The sequence below is a fragment of the Metabacillus sp. YM-086 genome (assembly GCF_048059995.1).
Lineage (GTDB): Bacteria > Bacillota > Bacilli > Bacillales > Bacillaceae > Metabacillus > Metabacillus litoralis_B.
Genome location: NZ_JBLUOI010000044.1, coordinates 1 through 17,520, shown reverse-complemented (window position 1 = coordinate 17,520; position 17,520 = coordinate 1). Strand labels below are relative to the sequence as shown.

The window sequence follows — 17,520 nt, the reverse complement described above, 5'->3', positions numbered from 1 at the left end:
AATGTTACTTGGATTACTTTTAGTCATGTTCCTTTCCTATAGGGCGTGGAAAATGAGGTCGTTGTCGATAAGTGGAATGATAGGTGCTTTTGTGGTAGGTTCAGCTATTTTTTTAGGTTTTTCCTGGAAAGGCTTATTTTTATTGGGATGCTTCTTTGTAAGTTCGAGCCTTCTAAGTAAGGTTAAAGCAAAACAAAAGTCATTTTTACAGGAAATCCTTCCTAAAGGTGATCAACGAGATATGATGCAGGTAGCGGCAAATGGAGGAATACCAGCGCTTATTGCAGTTGTTTATTATTTCCAAGGGTCAAACGATACACTCTACCTCTTGTTGTTTTCAATTTCTTTAGCTGCAGCAAATTCAGATACATGGGCTTCCGAAATAGGCACATTGAGTAAAGGACGTCCTAGAATGTTGCTTACACTAAAGGAAGTGGACAGAGGTACCTCTGGTGCTGTTTCTTTGCTTGGTTCTTTTGCAGGTTTGGTTGGAGCGTTCTTTATCGGTATTATGTCAGGTTTCGTATTTTCACTGTCTATACTAGATGTCTTATTCGTTGCTCTTTTTGGTTTCCTTGGAAATATTTTTGATACTGTTCTAGGGCAAACTGTTCAAATAAAATACAAATGTAAAACTTGTCAAAAGGTTACTGAAAAAAGAATTCATTGTTCGAAAATTGGATGGAAATCAAATCGGTTTGCTTTTATGAATAATGATGCAGTTAATTTTATAGCAATTGTATTGACGACATTCCTAGCGTTTCTATCCTTTATATAAAAACTTATGAAAAAGCAAATATCATTCAAACACTCAGTTAGTGTAGTAAAGGAAACAATGTTACCTTTTTTTAAAAAGGATAAAATCACCCGTTCCTACTAATGATAAAGAGTAGGAGGGATGATCATGAGACGATTAATTATGCTTGCGGCAGGTTCATTTGCTGTTTATCGTTATCGATATCGCATTGTAAATTTTGTATTAGGTCAACCGCAATTGCGTAGATATTTTATTAATTTATCGATGAGAATACCATTTATTAGAGATCGTTTTGTTAATCGTGCTTTCCATTGATTTGAACAATTTTAGAAATCAAAACATAATGAAAATTCATCATTAAAGCTGACTTTCTTTTGAACTGTCAGCTTTTTTTTATCTGTAAAAGCAGAATCTTTCTTTTCTTGTTTATGTGAGTTAATTTCATAATTATGACTCTTAAATCAAAAAACGAACATTTTTCGTCATCCTGAACATGTTAATATACAATACTGGGATCAAAACTTGATTATATGTGAAATTCATACGTTTTTTGGTAACAAATGATACATTATGAAATTGATTCATGTATTGATATAATAAAGAAAAATAAAGCGGAGCGGATAAAAATGGTCTTAGAACAGGATTATGTCTACTGGTCGTTTATTGAACAACTAGTTATTGAACAGAAGTATACAATCTTAGCTATTTCCCAAGATGGAAATGAGGTTATGCTCGAACCTTTTAGGAAGAAACAGTTTTCAATTATTAGGGTAAAGAGAACTGATGTTGATTGGGGAAACACACTTGCTATTGATATTGAACAAGCCGGTCGGAAATTTGAACAGCTGTTAAAAACCGGGGTTAGAGGTCCTTTGACGGTTTTAAATATCTATTTTTCTAGCTTGCCGCCTGTAGATGACTATCCTGAAGTGTTTTTAAAGGGCTATAGTGGTGGAAGAAAGGGCAGCATTGATATTACCTCAATGATTCTTGTGAAAGATGAACTGAAACAAGGATTAGATAAGCTGTCAGACACTCTACATCTTCCTTTAGACACAATTAAAGATTTAAATTCTTCCGATGTGTCTGAATCTCAGCTTCATGAAGTTAGGACACGAGTTATTTCTCATCAAAATAAACTAAGAGAGGAAGAAAAAAGGCTCTTTCAAAATGGCAAGCCTTTCTTTACTAATATATTCCTAGGCATTCAAATCCTTATGTTCCTTGTTCTTGAACTTTTTGGGGGAAGTACTGATACAAATACACTTATTCAGTTCGGCGCTAAATTTAATCCACTTATTTATGATGGAGAATGGTGGAGATTTATAACACCTATTTTTCTACATATTGGGTTTCTTCATCTCCTTATGAATAGCTTTGCTCTCTTTTATATTGGGCCAGCGGTTGAAAGGGCTTATGGAAGAGGAAAATTTTTATTTATTTATCTTTTAGCAGGGGTTTCTGGATCAATTGTCAGTTTTGCCTTTAGTCCATTTCTGTCTGCTGGAGCTTCGGGAGCTATTTTTGGCTGCTTTGGTGCTTTACTATTTATTGGTGTCTATAATCGAAAAGTGTTTTTCCGAACAATGGGCTCAAATATTTTAGTGGTTGTTGGTATTAACCTGGCGATGGGATTTGTAATCCCTAATATTGACAATGCAGGGCATATAGGAGGGTTAATAGGTGGATTTCTCGCTGCAAGCATCGTTCAGCTACCCAACCAAAAAAAATGGTTTCTTAGAGTTGGCGGACTTATCATAACAGTCGCATTGTTAATAGGATTAATCCTATACGGGATGGACCAATCAAAAGCACAATATAGTGAGTATAGAGCGATGAAGGGGCAGGAGCTTATTCAAAATGAAGAGTTTGAAGAAGCATACACATATTTACATGAAGCCATTTCTAGTGATCAGTCTTCAAATGATATCTTGTTTTTATTATCTGTAGCTGCCATTCAATTGAAAAAATACGATGAAGCGACGGAACACCTGCAACAAGTCATCTCAAATGATGACAGCTACCACCAGGCACATTTTAATTTAGCTGTATTATACGCTAATCAAAATAAATTGGAATTAGCGCAAGAACAAGTATCAAAAGCTCTAGAATTTGATCCGGACAATGAAAACTACAAAGCTTTTCAGGATGAACTTACTCCTTAACTTTTAATGTTTTGTATAAATTTAAAAGGAGTACCATCTTCTGCTTGAATTAGTACTAATACATGTGAATAATCTTTTGCAAATAGAAGGAGAGGCATTGTACTACCAATTGGTTCAATGGCTTTCCCTTCTTTTATTTTTAAACCTAAGAAATAATTCTTATATAGCCCTTCCCAAAGACTCCCGATGACTTCTTGTGTTTTTGCCTTAGAAAGTCCTAAAAGGGGCTCATTATTATATCTAGCAAGCTCAATTAATGGAATAGCCTCGTACTCATTTTTATTTATCTGATAATGATTGATTAAATGATTCCAGCTATATTCAAGGTGTTGTGCTTTTACTTTGTCTAAAATATCTTTCCACTCATGTTCTTCCTCTGTTTGTGCTTCTTTAAATGAAAAAGCATTTGTAAATTCTGAATCAATGACATATAAATGATCACTTGTCATCTGCTGTGTACTTCGGATTTGATCATCTTCCAAATGGATCTCACCATAATGAAGACTAATGGCTTCATAATGGCTACTGTCTTCACCATTTACCTTTTTAAACTGTGCCAGCTTTTGGCTTTGGTCTTCCCACTCTGATAATGTGTCAATTAATTTACCATCAGAGAAAAGAAGAGATAAATCTTGTCTAAGAAAAATTACCTTGTTCGTAAACGAGGTAGCATCCCATTCAATCACATATTCATCATCATCCTTATTTTCAACAAATTCAAGTGAAGTTGAAGCTGTTGTAAAAGCTACAGAATCGGTAATGGGAAAAAAGATAATGCTTTCACGAACACTTTGACCATGCGAAAAATAAAGAATACCAGACGTTATAAGGGCAAGAATGATGACAATCATCCATTTTACTTTCATTTTATCAACTCCGAGAAGGACAGGTTGCTAAATTGTATGAGTCATTTTCGAATTTTATGAGTACAAGCTAAAAATAACAAATTAATAGAATATAGGTATGTTTTACCAATAATTCGTCAAAGATTGTAACAAATCGTGATACGGAATGGAGAAATCTTATGGCGTATGAGGTAGAAAAAAAGATTGTAACAAAAGATTTTCAGGAAAATACATCGTACTTAAATGAACGGCTGGGTGTAAAAAAAAGCTTTGATGTTATTCAGCTCGATGTTGAGTATGCTGGACGTAAAATGGCGTTATTTATGGTGGATGGATTTGTAAAAGATGATATTCTACATTATTTAATGAAATATTTATCTGAGCTTACACCAGAGCAGCTCGAGGAAAATACACTTGAAAAGCTACTCAAAACGTATATCCCGTACGTAGAAATTGAAAAAACAGATGATTTAAATACAGTTGTTCAAACTGTTTTGGCAGGGCCAACAGCTCTTGTTATAGAGGGTATTGATCAAGTCATTTTAATTGATGCCCGAACATACCCTGTTCGTGGGCCACAGGAACCAGATATGGAAAAAGTTGTTAGGGGCTCAAGGGATGGGTATGTCGAAACAATCGTATTTAATACGGCGTTAACAAGACGAAGAATTAGAGATCGATCTCTCAGAATGGAGTATCTACAAGTAGGTAGACGTTCCAAAACAGATGTGGTTGTGTGCTATTTAGAGGATATAGCAGACTTGAAACATGTAGAGGATTTAAAAAAGTCACTAAAGGCTATTGATACAGACGGTCTTCCAATGGGTGAAAAAACAGTAGAGGAATTTATATCAGGTCGACATCTTAACCCATACCCGGTGGTAAGATACACCGAACGTCCTGACACAGCAGCAGCTCATTTATATGAGGGACATGTAATTGTTTTTGTTGATGGGTCTCCTAGCGCACTTATCACGCCAACGACATTTTGGCATCATTTGCAGCATGCTGAGGAATATCGAAATAAGCCGATAGTAGGAGCTTATTTACGAATGGTTCGATTTATTGCAGTTTGGGCTTCAATCTTTCTTTTACCGCTTTGGTATTTATTCGCTAATAATCCTGATTTGTTGCCACCTGGTATGAAGTTTGTTGGTATTGAAGACCCAGGTCAAGTACCTTTGCTTCTACAGTTCCTTCTAATTGAACTCGGTATTGATATATTAAGGATGGCCGCCATACATACTCCTTCATCGTTGGCAACCGCCCTTGGGCTTGTTGCCGCATTAATGGTCGGCCAGGTAGCGGTGGAAGTTGGCCTTTTGACAAACGAAGTGATTTTATACTTAGCTATAGCGGCAATTGGAACCTTTGCAACACCTAGTTACGAATTAAGCCTAGCTAATCGAATTTACCGTATCGTGCTACTTCTATTCACCGCATGGCTAGGAGTAATAGGTTTTGTAGCTGGAATTACTGGCTGGATTATAATGCTTGCGCGTATGAAGTCCTTTAATGTTCCATACCTATATCCGTTTATCCCATTTAATGGTCGCGCCCTAAGGGATGTTTTATTCCGTTCACCAATGCCGTTAAAAAATCGGCGACCAACATTTTTACATCCACAAGATCCTGATCGTTAAAAAAGGGCTGACAATTTGTCAGCCCTTTTGGGATTTAAGCAACCTTTTCATATGGAAGAGGATTGCTTTTATATTTCTTCATTTGAGTTAAGAACCAAATAAGTACGGCTAAAAAGATGATGGAGCCGATGATCATAGAAGTTTGATAGGATAATTGGAATCCTTCTGGTGCATAGAAAATATAAGATCCAGTTACAGCTGTCATGAACAATGCTGGAAGACTACAAATCCAGTGAAATTTGTTGTTCTGTAGTAAATACATTGCAGCTGTCCATAGCATCACTGTTGCTACTACTTGGTTTGTCCAACCAACGTAACGCCATAAGAATGAATAATCCATTTGTGTTAAAAGATAAGTTGGAACGATAACTGGAATTGTCATTAATACAGTTTTCATTTTAGAATCAAAATTTCCAAATTTGCTTAATAATTCTACTAGCATCATTCTTGAAGATCTTAATGCTGTATCTCCTGTTGTGATAGGAAGAATAATGACACCTAAAATGGCAAGAATTCCACCAAATTGACCTAATGTTGTTTTACTAATTTCGTTTACAACACCTGCTGTACCTCCTTCAGCAAGAGCTCCTTGAAGTCCATCTGGACCACCAAAGAATGTCATACCAGCTGCTGCCCAAATTAAAGCAATAATACCTTCAGCAACCATTGCACCAAAAAATACTTTGCGTCCATCGCTTTCTTTCTTTAATGTTCTAGCTAAAATTGGACTTTGTGTACTGTGGAAACCAGAGATCGCTCCACATGAGATCGTAACCATTAGCAATGGCCAAATAGGTAATTCACCAGGATGTAAATTTTCTACTGTTAGATTTGGAATGGAATGATCCATAAAGAATAAAGCAAATCCAATAGAAACAGCCATGATGATTAAGATTAGTCCGAAAATTGGGTAAATTTTTCCGATTAGTTTGTTAATAGGTAAAACAGCTGCTAGTACGAAATAAACGAAAATAAGTAATAAAGAAGCTGAATAGCTTAAAGGTGTTAACTGCTCAACTAATTGAGCTGGTCCTGCTGTAAAAGCTGCTGCAACTAAAATCATTAACACTAGTGATACTAAGTTTATAATTGTTTTTACTGATTTTCCTAAATAACGTCCAACAAGGGTTGGATATTGTTCACCGCCATGTTTAATGGAAAGCATCCCAGAAAAATAATCATGAACAGCGCCGGCGAATAAACATCCAACAACAATCCAGATAAATGCAACTGGTCCATAAAGAGCTCCCATAATCGCCCCGAATATAGGACCTAAGCCTGCGATATTTAGTAGCTGAATAAGTGAAGCCTTCCACCAGCTCATAGGCATATAGTCTAGCCCATCTGTTTTTGCATAAGCAGGAGTTACACGTTGGTCATCAATACCAAATACGCGCTCAACTACCTTCGAATACACGAAATATCCTACGATTAAAATAAGTACACATAAAATAAAAGTTACCATTACTTGTTCCCCCTAATAAACTTCCAATTAATAAGTAACCCTATTTTAAACTTGTCTTTTAGAAATGACAATATATTTTTTAGAAAAAATAAATAATTCAGATAAATAAAACAAAATATAGTATTGAATCCAATCAACATAAGGGAAAATTAATGGTTTCTGATCATTTTTAATATATTGAAATATAATGTAGGGAATGCTAGAAAAATAATCTTGTTAAATACCCTTACAAATTTTTAACGTTTTCTTGACGCTTTTTTCAATTCCTTTATACTTGAAAGTAGTGCTCAGTTATAATGAAGTAGGTGATACCTTGAAAACAATATATGACGTTCAGCAGCTTTTAAAAAAATTCGGAACGATCATTTACATAGGCGATCGAGTTTCTGACTTAGAATTAATGGAAGAAGAAATGAAACAGCTGTATCAATCAAATTTAGTAGAGCCAAAGGATTACCAAATGGCAATTCTCCTCTTAAGACAAGAAATGCAAAAACTTAAAAGATAAGGATAATATAAGTTTAGTGTTTGGTATAAGTAAAAAGTAACAGGGTTGAAAACGTTTACTAATGAACACATATATAATAGTAGAAAAAGGTGATTTTAAATGAATGAGAAAATATTAGTGGGTGTAGATTTAGGTGGTACAACAATAAAAATGGCATTTATTAATTACTACGGAGAGATTGTAGAGAAATGGGAAATTCCTACTGATAAATCAGGGAAGGCGATTACAACTGATATCGCTAAAGCAATTGATACAAAGCTAGAAGAACTTGGAATGGATAAATCAAGACTTGGTGGCGTAGGGATGGGAGCGCCTGGTCCAGTTAATTTAGAAAGCGGACTTATTTATGAAACACCAAACCTAGGCTGGGTAAACTACCCACTAAGAGATCATTTAGAGCTAGAAACCGGTTTACCTGCTGTTATTGATAATGATGCAAACATTGCAGCACTAGGAGAAATGTGGAAAGGTGCTGGAGACGGAGCTAAGGACTTAATTTGTGTAACATTAGGTACTGGTGTTGGTGGCGGTCTTATTTCTAATGGAGAGGTAATTCATGGTGTAAATGGAGCAGGTGGAGAAATTGGACATGTTACGGTTGTCCCTGAAGGTGGAGCTCAATGTGGGTGTGGTAAAACAGGGTGTATTGAAACAATAGCATCAGCTACTGGAATCGTAAGAATAGCAAAGGAAAAGCTTCAATCATCTAATCAGGATAGCATTCTTAAAACGATCTCTGATTTAACATCAAAAGATGTATTTGATGCAGCTGAAAAAGGTGATTCTTTAGCTTTAGAAGTAATTGATTATGTTACATTTCAACTAGGACTTGTACTTGCAAATTTATCCAATGGATTAAATCCTGAAAAGATTGTAATCGGCGGTGGAGTATCTAAAGCTGGAGACCTTCTTATCTCTAGAGTTGAGCAATATTTTAAACGCTTTGCCTTTCCACGAGTTGCTAAAGCAGCGTCCATCTCGGTTGCGACATTAGGGAATGATGCAGGTGTAATCGGTGGAGCATGGTTAGTTAAGACAAAGTTACTAAATAAATAAATTCAACACGTAAAAAGACCTATGAATTACTTCTAATAGGTGATAGTAAAAAGGAGCCTCCATGAGAGAGCTCCTTTTATGTTTTAAATGGTGAAATTGCTGAGTTTAATGGATCTTTTGTATCTAATCAAAAGTAGACCTAGATCCCTTGGTTTATTTTCAGAATTATTTTACTTTTAATGAAAACGAAACTTTTTATGTTTTAGGACGTCTAATACTAGGGTATAGAGAATAAGCTTAACATTATTATTCTAGCAGGCTATTGTAATGGGCGTATGAAAAAACATTGATTTTTTGTAAAGAAAGTATTAAGATATGTTTTAGTTGTTTAATACTTACCTAATAAATGGAAATAATTAGAGATAAAAGGAAGCGTAATTGTCCCAAGGGATGAGGAGGTAGTTAGATGCGCAAAAAGACATTTTCAAAAATCTCATTTTTACTATTAGCAACGTTATTTCTATGGATAAAAACATACATTGTCTATAAAACTAGCTTTGATATTAAAATTGAAAACTTCACACAAGAGTTTATATTATTCATTAATCCATTGAGCTTTCTATTACTAATATTTGGTTTTGGTCTTTTCATGAAGGAGAAGAACAGAAACCGCTATATATTTGGTGCTAGTATCTTTGTAACAGCCTTGCTCTTGGCAAACATGGTATTTTACCGATTTTTCAATGATTTTCTAACAATACCAGTATTGTTTCAGACAAGCAATATGGGAGATTTAGGAAGTAGTATTACGAATCTTTTCTTACCTAGTGATTTATTAATGTTTGTTGATTTAGCTATTTTATACTGGTTATTAAAAAAGCCAACTTTCCGATCCGCTTCATTACTGACTAGAAAAGAAAAGTCAGCTTATTTTCTACTAGTAGCCGCTGTATTCTTTTTTAATTTAGGCTTAGCTGAAACAGAAAGACCACAATTATTAACACGTTCATTTGATAGAGAAATGCTGGTGAAAAACATCAGTGTATACAACTTTCATATTTATGATGCGGTATTACAATCAAAAACATCTGCCCAACGTGCTTTAGCTGACAGTGATAGCTTGACTGAGATAGAAAACTATGTAAATGCTAACCGTAAAGCTTCAAATGAAGACTTACAAGGAATAGCGCAAGGTCGTAATGTGATTTTACTTTCACTTGAATCATTACAGAGCTTCGTACTAAATGAAGAATTAAATGGACAAGAAATTACTCCATTTTTAAATGATCTTATCGGTGAGAGTTACTACTTTGAAAACTTTTATCATCAAACAGGTCAGGGAAAAACATCTGACTCTGAATTTATTGTAGATAACTCATTATATCCATTAGGTCGTGGTGCCGTATTCTTTACAAACAGCAATAATGAATACAATGCAACACCAGAAATTTTAAAAGAGTCTGGATACTATTCAACAGTGTTTCATGCGAATAATAAGAGTTTCTGGAATCGTGACTTGATGTATCAAGCATTTGGCTATGACCGCTTCTTTGATGTTAATGATTACAATGTAACGGAAGAAAATTCAATTGGTTGGGGCTTAAAGGATATCGACTTTTTCCAACAGTCAGTTCAACATATCGATAATCTTCCACAGCCATTCTATACAAGATTAATTACATTAACAAACCACTTTCCATTTGAACTTGGGGAAGAGGATCGTATGATTGACGAGTTTGATTCTAATAGTAAAACGTTAAATCAATATATTCCTACTGTTCGTTACATGGATGAGGCAGTAAAAGTATTCTTTGAGGACTTAAAGAAAACAGATGTTTATCAAAACTCAATCATCATCCTTTATGGTGATCACTATGGAATTTCAGAAAACCATAACGTAGCAATGGAGAAGTTTATTGGCAGAGAGATTACGCCATTTGAAACAGTGCAATTACAACGTGTTCCTTTCATTGTTCACATACCAGGTGTAACGGATAAAGATCCTAAGAAAATCACGAAAGTAGCAGGACAAATTGATATCCGCCCAACAATCATGAGCTTATTAGGTATTGATACTAGTGAGCAAATTCAGTTTGGTACAGATGCGTTATCAGATGATAAATTATCGTTCACAGTTTTAAGAGATGGAAGCTTTATCACTGAAAACAATGTTTATACACGTGGTATTTGCTATGATAAAGAAACAGGCCAGCCTACAGATCAGGCTGTATGTGATCCGTATATGGAAAAAGCAAAGCAGGAACTGAATTACTCTGATGAAATCATTTACGGTGACTTATTACGTTTTTATGGTGAAAACGGAGAAGAAACAGAAGTAAAAGCAGAAACAGAGGTAGAAAAAAATTAATAACAGGGCTGACTCAAACTAAGGTGTAAGTCTTAGAGGGTCAGCCCTTTTTGTTATTGAAAAACAGTAATGAACTTAACAACAATTGAACTAACCTAACATAAGCTATAACTAAATAGGCAAATTGGAGGTTCAATGATGATTATCCGCTTAAATAAAAGCATTTCACTTACTGATCTTTCAACTCATTTGCAACTCGACAGTCAGCTTTTATATGAGAGCAATGATGTTGAGCTGAGAGGTGAAATAGAAGCAAATACTCAGTTAAATATTCCTGTTAACTGCCTATCTATTGTTGAAAATAGTGATATCGTGGAGTTAGTTGGTGACGATAAAATAAAACCCGAACCAATGATGAAGAAACCTTATGATTCAAATGAGTTAGAAAAGGAAATAGAGAAATTGATTTTTATGTATCCTTTTATAAAAAAGGACATAGTTGGCTATAGTGTGTTAGGAAAACCTATTTATCAATTAACAATCGGGAATGGCCCTAAAAAGATTCATATGAACGGTTCTTTTCATGCTAATGAATGGATAACCACGAGTGTGATGATGTATTGGTTACATGAATATGTTGATGCCTTAGGGAATGGTTCAATACGAATAAATGGGCATGATGTCCAATCTATATATAAAGAAACAACTCTTTCATTCGTCCCGATGGTCAATCCTGATGGAGTAGATCTTGTTTTAAATGGATTGCCACATGATAACACCTATGAAGCAGGTCTTTTGCAAATGAATGATTTAAGCATCGATTTTTCACAGTGGAAGGCAAATATTAGAGGTATTGATTTGAATAATCAATATCCTGTTAACTGGGATATTGAAAAAGCCCGTAAAATTCCAAAAACACCAGCACCACGCGATTACCCTGGAGATGCTCCTTTAACTGAACCTGAAGCCATTGCTTTATCAAATCTTGTTAAAAAACAACATTTTGATCGTGTATTAGCATTTCATACACAAGGAGAAGAGATTTACTGGGGATATCTAAGGAAAGAACCTGAAGAAGCAGAGGCGATTGTAAGAGAATTTGAACGTCTTAGTGGCTATAAAGCAGTAAGAGACATAGACAGTCATGCGGGGTTCAGAGATTGGTTCGTTCATGACTATAGAAAACCAGGCTATACAATTGAGCTAGGAAATGGTGTGAACCCCTTACCGTTTGACCAATTTGATGATATTTATAAAAAGAGTAAGGGTATTTTCTACGCAGCATTATATATGTAGTAAGTTTTTTAAACGAGTGATTGAACACCATTTAGTCACTCGTTTTTTTACATAGTGTTAAAGTTAAGAAATTCAAAAAAAGTTCATCAGCTTTGATTTTTTTTTACACCTCAGTATGTTATTTTTTAATGAGGAATAATCTAATAATAAAATGAAACATTTTAACAAGATAATACGTATGAAGTAATAGAGAAAAATTTAGGAGAGACAGGTGACAGAAAAGTTGATGAGATTAACTAAATTATGTTTATGTTTCTTGTTAATCGTGCTTTTTGGATCGGGCTGTAATCCATCTCATCAACAAGAGAATGATAAAGAGTTACTATCTCTGAGGGAAGAAGAAACCCCTGTTAAGGGCTCAGGGAATCAACCTCAGGGAAAACAACTCACTTTACCATTAGAAGCAGAGGAGGCGAAATTCCACTCAGTTGCTGACTGGAAGGATGACAAGACCATTTTTTATATCCTCAATGATGCAGATGGATCTAAAGTATATACGTATAATATATACTCTGGAGACTCAACATTGTTTTTCACATCAGAAGCACCAATTGTTCAATTGGAAGCAAATGAAGATAAAAGTCTTTTTTTAATTCATACTAGTCCTTCAAGTTATGAAGCAGAATTAATAATTGTGGATGACGAGGCAAAGATACAATATCAGACGACAATTGAATCGTATGAGCTTCAGTACACTTGGAATCAGCAAGACCAAAATCAGCTGTTTGTATCTAGTTTTAATGAAGATTGGACCTATAATACGTACATAATTGATACAAAAGAGCAAACACTTGTTGAAAATCCAGTTGATATCCCGTTCATTCAATGGATAAATGATCATGAAGTGAGCTATTTAAAGTGGGATCAAGAAGCTCCGGCTTTAACTGCTCCATTATATATTTATAACCTTGATAGCAAAGAGGAAACTTCTGTCTCTGATGGGGTTGTTGCTAATACCAATTACACAAGCATCATGTCTACGATTGAAATAGTGGATGAGGATGGTACAGCAAAGGTGCGTTTTTATGATTCAATAAGTCAACAACAACTGTCGGAGATGCCGACACGTCTAGTTGCCCTTTATTCTGATTGGTCCATTCCATATCATGATATGGATCATAATAACCATTTTTACATGCTTGAAGTGAATAAAGAAAAAACAGGGTTTTCTCTCATTTCTTTTTCATTGGACTCTGGTGAAAAACAAACAGTTATAGAAAAAATGGAAAATCTCCCAATAAAATTATCGCCAAATGGGGACTATGCACTATATGGTGCTAGATATGAGCATCTAATTAATTTGGACTCACAAAAGATGGTAGAGCTAGTTTCTCTAAAGTAGGAAGGATGACAAATATGGCAATAGTAGATGTAACAGTAATTCCAATTGGAACAAATACACCAAGTGTTAGCGAATATGTAGCAGATATTCAACAAATCCTTAAAAAGTACGAATCTGAGGAGAAAATTAAGTATCAGCTAACTCCGATGAATACCATTATTGAAGGGGAGTTACATACATTGCTTCAAGTGATTGAAGATATTCATGAAGCCCCTTTTAATAAAGGCATCCAAAGGGTAGCAACCAATATTCGAATTGATGATCGACGAGATAAAAAGTCTACAATGGAAAGTAAACTAGAAAGTGTACAGAAGCATTTTTGAAAATAATCAGTAAAAAACCCCTTAGCAAAGTGCCAAGGGGTTTGTTCTGTTTTTATTATTAGTGTGCAGTTGGGTAACCGTGGTGAATAAAGGTCATTACGGCAAACCATCCAAATACAGCTAAAGTACCAAACGCAAATGCTGCACCAAGAAGGTTTTTATCTTTCAGTGAACGAATAAGTCCGAAAATCCCTAGAATGGTTACAAGTGCAAAAATAATCACTAAGCCCATTAATAAAGCCCCCTTACTCTATGTAGATCATTTTTTCGTTGAATCTTTGTTTTTAAAAACAAAATACAATAACAAGTCCTTCTAATATTTTAATCGGTTTCATGACGTTTGTCGAGTTTATTTTCGATTCTATTTATTCTATAGGATACTATTATATTTACCATCTTGTTCTATAATTAACCATCATGTGGTTATCATCATACTGATCTATAGTGTAAAATGAACGTAAGTACATAATTTGGAGGATGAGAAAATGAAATGGAGACAACTTCCTTTAGGACCACTGCAAACGAATTGCTATCTTTTTTTCAATGAAAAGAAGGAATGTTTAATTATTGATCCGGGTGGTGACGGGAAAAAGCTGATTAGCTTACTTGAGCAGCAGCATATAAAACCGCTAGCCATCTTACTCACACACGCTCACTTTGATCATATTGGGGCAGTAGACGATGTGAGAAAGAAATGGAACATTCCTGTTTATGTACATAAAAATGAGAAAGATTGGTTGGCAGATTCGTCTCTAAATGGTTCTCAATTTTTTATGGCTGGTGCTGTTAGTGTGGCAGAGCCTGATAAATTAATTAAAGGTGAAGGAAAACTAGAGATAGGTGAATTTTCTTTACAAGTATATGAAACACCTGGTCATTCACCAGGAAGCGTTTCTTTCTATGCAGAAGAAGCAGGGGTTGTTTTTTCTGGAGACGCATTATTTGCAGGTAGCATTGGCAGAACTGACCTGCCAGGTGGCAATCATGAGCAACTAATAAAAAGCATCCATAACAAGCTATTGAACCTACCAGAAGAAACAATTGTTTTGTCAGGACATGGTCCGGAAACCAGTATTGAACAAGAGATGGAAAGCAATCCTTTTTTAAATGGCTTTTAATAGGAAAAACAGGCAGCTATAAAAAATAGCTGCCTGTTTTTTCATTTACATTGGTGTTTTCATTAATGTCCCATGTTATGTCCTGGAATCATCATAAATGTTGTCCAGTACGTAAATCCGACAAAGAAAATAGTTAGGTAAGCACCAAAAATATAAATGTACATGCGTTCGGATAATTTTAAATAAGATAAGAAAACAAAAAATCCAGTTTGTCCGAAAAAGAGTAAGGAAGTCGTCTTCATATCTCCAAGATAGAACATTACTGCGAAGATTCCCGTCCAGAAACCTAATACTCGGAACATACGATCCATATGTATCCCTCCTTTGTTGACTTTGCCATTAGCTGAATGGTAGATAAACCTGATGTTAGAAGTACAAAAAATAACATCAATATGATAGCTTTTGACAAATTATAATCTGACATACAAGTCCATCACTTTAATTATTATAATGTACCATTAATATACTTGTAAATAGCGTTTACAATCATGCTGCAACAATCTAAAAAAGAAAATATTGTTGTAATAAAAAATTCAAAAAATCATTAAACAAATAACTATACATTCATTGTACAAATAATGTACAATTAAACCAACAAGTTATCAGGGGCCAATGATAGATCTAAACACTTATTACCTGAGGAGGAAGTATCGTGAATAATCTAACGTTCTACAGTTATCCAAGTTGTACATCATGTAGAAAAACAAAGCATTGGCTAAAAGCGCACAATGTAACCTTTCACGAAAGACATCTTTTTCGTGACACACCATCTATAGATGAACTTAAGCAAATCTTATCTTTAACAACAGAAGGCATAGATGAAATTCTTGCAACAAGAAGCCAAATCTATAAAGACTTAAACATTGACGTAAATGAACTCTCTCTTTCTGAGGTACTTACGCTTATGCACCAAGAGCCAAAACTCCTACGCCGTCCAATCATCACAGATGGAAACAAACTTATCGTAGGCTACAACCCACAGGAACTAAGCAAAGTAGCAAGAAAACAAGAACTAAAAAAATCAGTATCATAAAAGAAAAAGACGTCTGCCACATGGCAAACGTCTTTTTCAGATAGCTGGGCTAGCTGGATTCGAACCAACGCATGTCGCAGTCAAAGTGCGATGCCTTACCGCTTGGCTATAGCCCATTGAAGAGGCTTCATGTGCAGCTTCTTCGAATCTGCTCCATGAATGCGCGCCGCAAGAGGATATTCTGGGATATTTCTGAAGGAAATATCACGGAATATCGTCGACGACTAAGTAAAACCTGTGATGAAGTAAGTGCTAAGCAAAAAGTAGACGGTTTAAGTATTACACTAAGCCCCATCACAAAGCACTACCCCAGCAAGAGGATATTTTGTGTTATTTGTGTAAGGAAATAACGCGAAATATCGTCGACAACTAAGTATCACTTGGGATTAAGTATGAGCTGAGCAAGTAGCCCAGTAAAGCTTTACTCTAAACCAACTTACAACCTCTATTATGTTCGATTTTCCATTTTATATAACAAAAAATCACAATAAATTTAATTTCTTTCTATAAAAACTTAAAAATGACCTAAAAAACCTCCCTTAAAATTCACTTTTATCAATGTGCAAAAAATCCCCTCATTCTGTACAATGGTTGTACAAAGTAGAAAGGAGAAGCACAAGTGAAACCAATCGAACAAATAAGTGAACGCATTATTGAAGAAGCCTGTGCATTAAGAGCCTCAGACATTCACATTATTCCTAGAGAACAAGACACGCTCATTCAATTTCGAGTTGATGATGATTTAATTGAAAAGCATACAATGAAAAAAGAAATCTGTGGTCGTATTATCTCTCATCTAAAATTCTTAGCCTCCATGGACATTGGTGAAAGACGAAGACCACAAAATGGGTCACTGTCACTTTCTACTACTAATCTGAACGTTCATCTTAGATTATCCACCTTACCTACCATTCACGAAGAAAGTCTTGTGATTAGAATTCTGCCACAAGAGAAAATTCCACCAATTACACATTTATCGTTATTCCCTGCCACAACTAACAAGCTGCTCTCTATTTTGAATCACTCACATGGTTTGATGATTTTTACAGGTCCAACTGGTTCGGGTAAGACAACTACACTTTATTCTCTCATTCATTATGCAAAGCGTCATTTTAACAGAAATATTATTACCTTAGAGGACCCGGTTGAAACGAAAAGTGAGGAAGTATTGCAAGTTCAAGTTAATGAAAAAGCGGGGATTACCTATGCTGCTGGTTTAAAGGCAATTCTGCGTCATGATCCCGATATTATTATGGTTGGAGAAATTCGAGATCGAGAAACAGCTCAAATAGCCATTCGTGCCAGTCTAACTGGTCACCTTGTTTTGTCAACCATGCATACAAGAGATGCAAAGGGTGCGATATATCGTTTAATGGAATTTGATGTGAGTTTATCAGAAATTGAACAAACCCTCATTGCTGTATCAGCTCAGAGATTGGTTCAACTTAAATGTCCATTTTGTGAAGATCAATGCTCTCCTTTTTGTAAGAAACTAAGACAAAAAAGAAGGCTAAGCATTTATGAGCTTTTATATGGGAAAAACTTAACAGCTGTAGTAAAGGAGGCGAAAGGGGAATTAACTTCCTATCAATACCCAACATTAAAAGATGTTATAAAAAAGGGAATAGCACTAGGATATCTTTATCCAAATTCTTATGACCGTTGGGTGTTTCGTTATGAAGATTAAAAAAAAGTGGAAATTGAAAGACCAACTATCTTTG

Annotated in this window: 17 protein-coding genes and 1 tRNA gene; 13 read left to right on the top strand and 5 right to left on the bottom strand. The window is 35.1% G+C overall.

All coding sequences use genetic code 11. The features are described from left to right. Position 1 precedes the first annotated feature (1 nt). From ACEWK1_RS17530 to ACEWK1_RS17520, 3 genes are all read left to right on the top strand, one after another. On the top strand, positions 2-778 hold the full coding sequence (locus ACEWK1_RS17530) for a DUF92 domain-containing protein (protein WP_212136695.1): 777 nt from the start codon (positions 2-4) through the stop codon (positions 776-778). A gap of 126 nt (positions 779-904) precedes the next feature. Further along, positions 905-1,072 carry a hypothetical protein gene (locus tag ACEWK1_RS17525; protein ID WP_162987420.1) on the top strand — a complete coding sequence of 56 codons (168 nt, stop codon included), beginning with the start codon at positions 905-907 and terminating at the stop codon, positions 1,070-1,072. A 311-nt stretch (positions 1,073-1,383) separates the two neighbouring features. Further along, on the top strand, positions 1,384-2,922 hold the full coding sequence (locus ACEWK1_RS17520) for a rhomboid family protein (protein WP_212136692.1): 1,539 nt from the start codon (positions 1,384-1,386) through the stop codon (positions 2,920-2,922). Here the strand turns inward: ACEWK1_RS17520 and ACEWK1_RS17515 are convergent. Further along, the gene (locus ACEWK1_RS17515) at positions 2,919-3,788 is read right to left on the bottom strand and encodes a hypothetical protein (protein ID WP_212136691.1); all 870 of its coding nucleotides are present in this window, start codon (positions 3,786-3,788) and stop codon (positions 2,919-2,921) included. The genes ACEWK1_RS17520 and ACEWK1_RS17515 overlap by 4 nt on opposite strands. Positions 3,789-3,946: 158 nt before the next feature. Here ACEWK1_RS17515 and ACEWK1_RS17510 point away from each other — a divergent pair, with 158 nt between their 5' ends. Next, positions 3,947-5,410 carry a spore germination protein gene (locus ACEWK1_RS17510; RefSeq protein WP_121662836.1) on the top strand — a complete coding sequence of 488 codons (1,464 nt, stop codon included), beginning with the start codon at positions 3,947-3,949 and terminating at the stop codon, positions 5,408-5,410. Positions 5,411-5,444: 34 nt separating this feature from the next. Here ACEWK1_RS17510 and ACEWK1_RS17505 read toward each other — a convergent pair whose 3' ends face one another. Further along, the gene (locus tag ACEWK1_RS17505; RefSeq protein ID WP_121662835.1) at positions 5,445-6,875 is read right to left on the bottom strand and encodes a carbon starvation protein A; all 1,431 of its coding nucleotides are present in this window, start codon (positions 6,873-6,875) and stop codon (positions 5,445-5,447) included. Positions 6,876-7,188: 313 nt separating this feature from the next. On the opposite strand from ACEWK1_RS17505, the gene ACEWK1_RS17500 reads away from it, so the two are divergent. From ACEWK1_RS17500 to ACEWK1_RS17475, 6 genes are all read left to right on the top strand, one after another. Continuing rightward, complete coding sequence (locus ACEWK1_RS17500; protein WP_212136689.1) at positions 7,189-7,383, top strand: YqgQ family protein; 195 nt, start codon at positions 7,189-7,191, stop codon at positions 7,381-7,383. Between the two features lie 99 nt (positions 7,384-7,482). After that, positions 7,483-8,439, top strand: coding sequence for an ROK family glucokinase (locus tag ACEWK1_RS17495; protein ID WP_212136687.1), 957 nt, complete (start codon positions 7,483-7,485; stop codon positions 8,437-8,439). 406 nt (positions 8,440-8,845) lie between these two features. Further along, complete coding sequence (locus ACEWK1_RS17490; protein WP_121662832.1) at positions 8,846-10,747, top strand: LTA synthase family protein; 1,902 nt, start codon at positions 8,846-8,848, stop codon at positions 10,745-10,747. 138 nt (positions 10,748-10,885) lie between these two features. Beyond that, on the top strand, positions 10,886-11,983 hold the full coding sequence (locus ACEWK1_RS17485; RefSeq protein ID WP_162987418.1) for a M14 family metallopeptidase: 1,098 nt from the start codon (positions 10,886-10,888) through the stop codon (positions 11,981-11,983). A 211-nt stretch (positions 11,984-12,194) separates the two neighbouring features. Continuing rightward, on the top strand, positions 12,195-13,325 hold the full coding sequence (locus ACEWK1_RS17480) for a hypothetical protein (protein ID WP_212136685.1): 1,131 nt from the start codon (positions 12,195-12,197) through the stop codon (positions 13,323-13,325). A gap of 14 nt (positions 13,326-13,339) precedes the next feature. Then, positions 13,340-13,648 (top strand): MTH1187 family thiamine-binding protein, encoded by a 309-nt coding sequence (locus tag ACEWK1_RS17475; protein WP_121662829.1) that lies wholly within the window; start codon positions 13,340-13,342, stop codon positions 13,646-13,648. A 58-nt stretch (positions 13,649-13,706) separates the two neighbouring features. On the opposite strand, the gene ACEWK1_RS17470 is transcribed toward ACEWK1_RS17475, so the two are convergent. Next, entirely contained in the window at positions 13,707-13,880 is a 174-nt protein-coding gene (locus tag ACEWK1_RS17470; protein ID WP_098799532.1) for a DUF2759 domain-containing protein, read from the bottom strand. Between the two features lie 253 nt (positions 13,881-14,133). Here ACEWK1_RS17470 and ACEWK1_RS17465 point away from each other — a divergent pair, with 253 nt between their 5' ends. After that, on the top strand, positions 14,134-14,766 hold the full coding sequence (locus ACEWK1_RS17465) for an MBL fold metallo-hydrolase (RefSeq protein ID WP_121662828.1): 633 nt from the start codon (positions 14,134-14,136) through the stop codon (positions 14,764-14,766). A gap of 62 nt (positions 14,767-14,828) precedes the next feature. On the opposite strand, the gene ACEWK1_RS17460 is transcribed toward ACEWK1_RS17465, so the two are convergent. Continuing rightward, positions 14,829-15,077, bottom strand: coding sequence for a DUF2626 domain-containing protein (locus tag ACEWK1_RS17460; protein WP_098799530.1), 249 nt, complete (start codon positions 15,075-15,077; stop codon positions 14,829-14,831). A gap of 341 nt (positions 15,078-15,418) precedes the next feature. On the opposite strand from ACEWK1_RS17460, the gene ACEWK1_RS17455 reads away from it, so the two are divergent. Further along, positions 15,419-15,799, top strand: coding sequence for a Spx/MgsR family RNA polymerase-binding regulatory protein (locus ACEWK1_RS17455; protein WP_269671069.1), 381 nt, complete (start codon positions 15,419-15,421; stop codon positions 15,797-15,799). A gap of 44 nt (positions 15,800-15,843) precedes the next feature. Here the strand turns inward: ACEWK1_RS17455 and ACEWK1_RS17450 are convergent. After that, a tRNA-Gln gene (locus tag ACEWK1_RS17450) sits at positions 15,844-15,915 on the bottom strand. Positions 15,916-16,418: 503 nt separating this feature from the next. Between ACEWK1_RS17450 and comGA the strand changes: the two genes are divergently transcribed. Next, positions 16,419-17,486 carry a competence type IV pilus ATPase ComGA gene (comGA, locus tag ACEWK1_RS17445; RefSeq protein ID WP_212136683.1) on the top strand — a complete coding sequence of 356 codons (1,068 nt, stop codon included), beginning with the start codon at positions 16,419-16,421 and terminating at the stop codon, positions 17,484-17,486. Positions 17,487-17,520 lie beyond the last annotated feature (34 nt).

What these genes read in the sequence shown, in the direction of transcription:
- ACEWK1_RS17505 (WP_121662835.1), bottom strand. Translation starts at nt 6,875, where the DNA reads ATGGTAACTTTTATTTTATGTGTACTTATTTTAATCGTAGGATATTTC.
- ACEWK1_RS17510 (WP_121662836.1), top strand. Translation starts at nt 3,947, where the DNA reads ATGGCGTATGAGGTAGAAAAAAAGATTGTAACAAAAGATTTTCAGGAA.
- ACEWK1_RS17515 (WP_212136691.1), bottom strand. Translation starts at nt 3,788, where the DNA reads ATGAAAGTAAAATGGATGATTGTCATCATTCTTGCCCTTATAACGTCT.
- ACEWK1_RS17530 (WP_212136695.1), top strand. Translation starts at nt 2, where the DNA reads ATGTTACTTGGATTACTTTTAGTCATGTTCCTTTCCTATAGGGCGTGG.
- ACEWK1_RS17460 (WP_098799530.1), bottom strand. Translation starts at nt 15,077, where the DNA reads ATGGATCGTATGTTCCGAGTATTAGGTTTCTGGACGGGAATCTTCGCA.
- ACEWK1_RS17465 (WP_121662828.1), top strand. Translation starts at nt 14,134, where the DNA reads ATGAAATGGAGACAACTTCCTTTAGGACCACTGCAAACGAATTGCTAT.
- ACEWK1_RS17490 (WP_121662832.1), top strand. Translation starts at nt 8,846, where the DNA reads ATGCGCAAAAAGACATTTTCAAAAATCTCATTTTTACTATTAGCAACG.
- ACEWK1_RS17520 (WP_212136692.1), top strand. Translation starts at nt 1,384, where the DNA reads ATGGTCTTAGAACAGGATTATGTCTACTGGTCGTTTATTGAACAACTA.
- ACEWK1_RS17470 (WP_098799532.1), bottom strand. Translation starts at nt 13,880, where the DNA reads ATGGGCTTAGTGATTATTTTTGCACTTGTAACCATTCTAGGGATTTTC.
- ACEWK1_RS17485 (WP_162987418.1), top strand. Translation starts at nt 10,886, where the DNA reads ATGATTATCCGCTTAAATAAAAGCATTTCACTTACTGATCTTTCAACT.
- ACEWK1_RS17475 (WP_121662829.1), top strand. Translation starts at nt 13,340, where the DNA reads ATGGCAATAGTAGATGTAACAGTAATTCCAATTGGAACAAATACACCA.
- ACEWK1_RS17495 (WP_212136687.1), top strand. Translation starts at nt 7,483, where the DNA reads ATGAATGAGAAAATATTAGTGGGTGTAGATTTAGGTGGTACAACAATA.
- ACEWK1_RS17525 (WP_162987420.1), top strand. Translation starts at nt 905, where the DNA reads ATGAGACGATTAATTATGCTTGCGGCAGGTTCATTTGCTGTTTATCGT.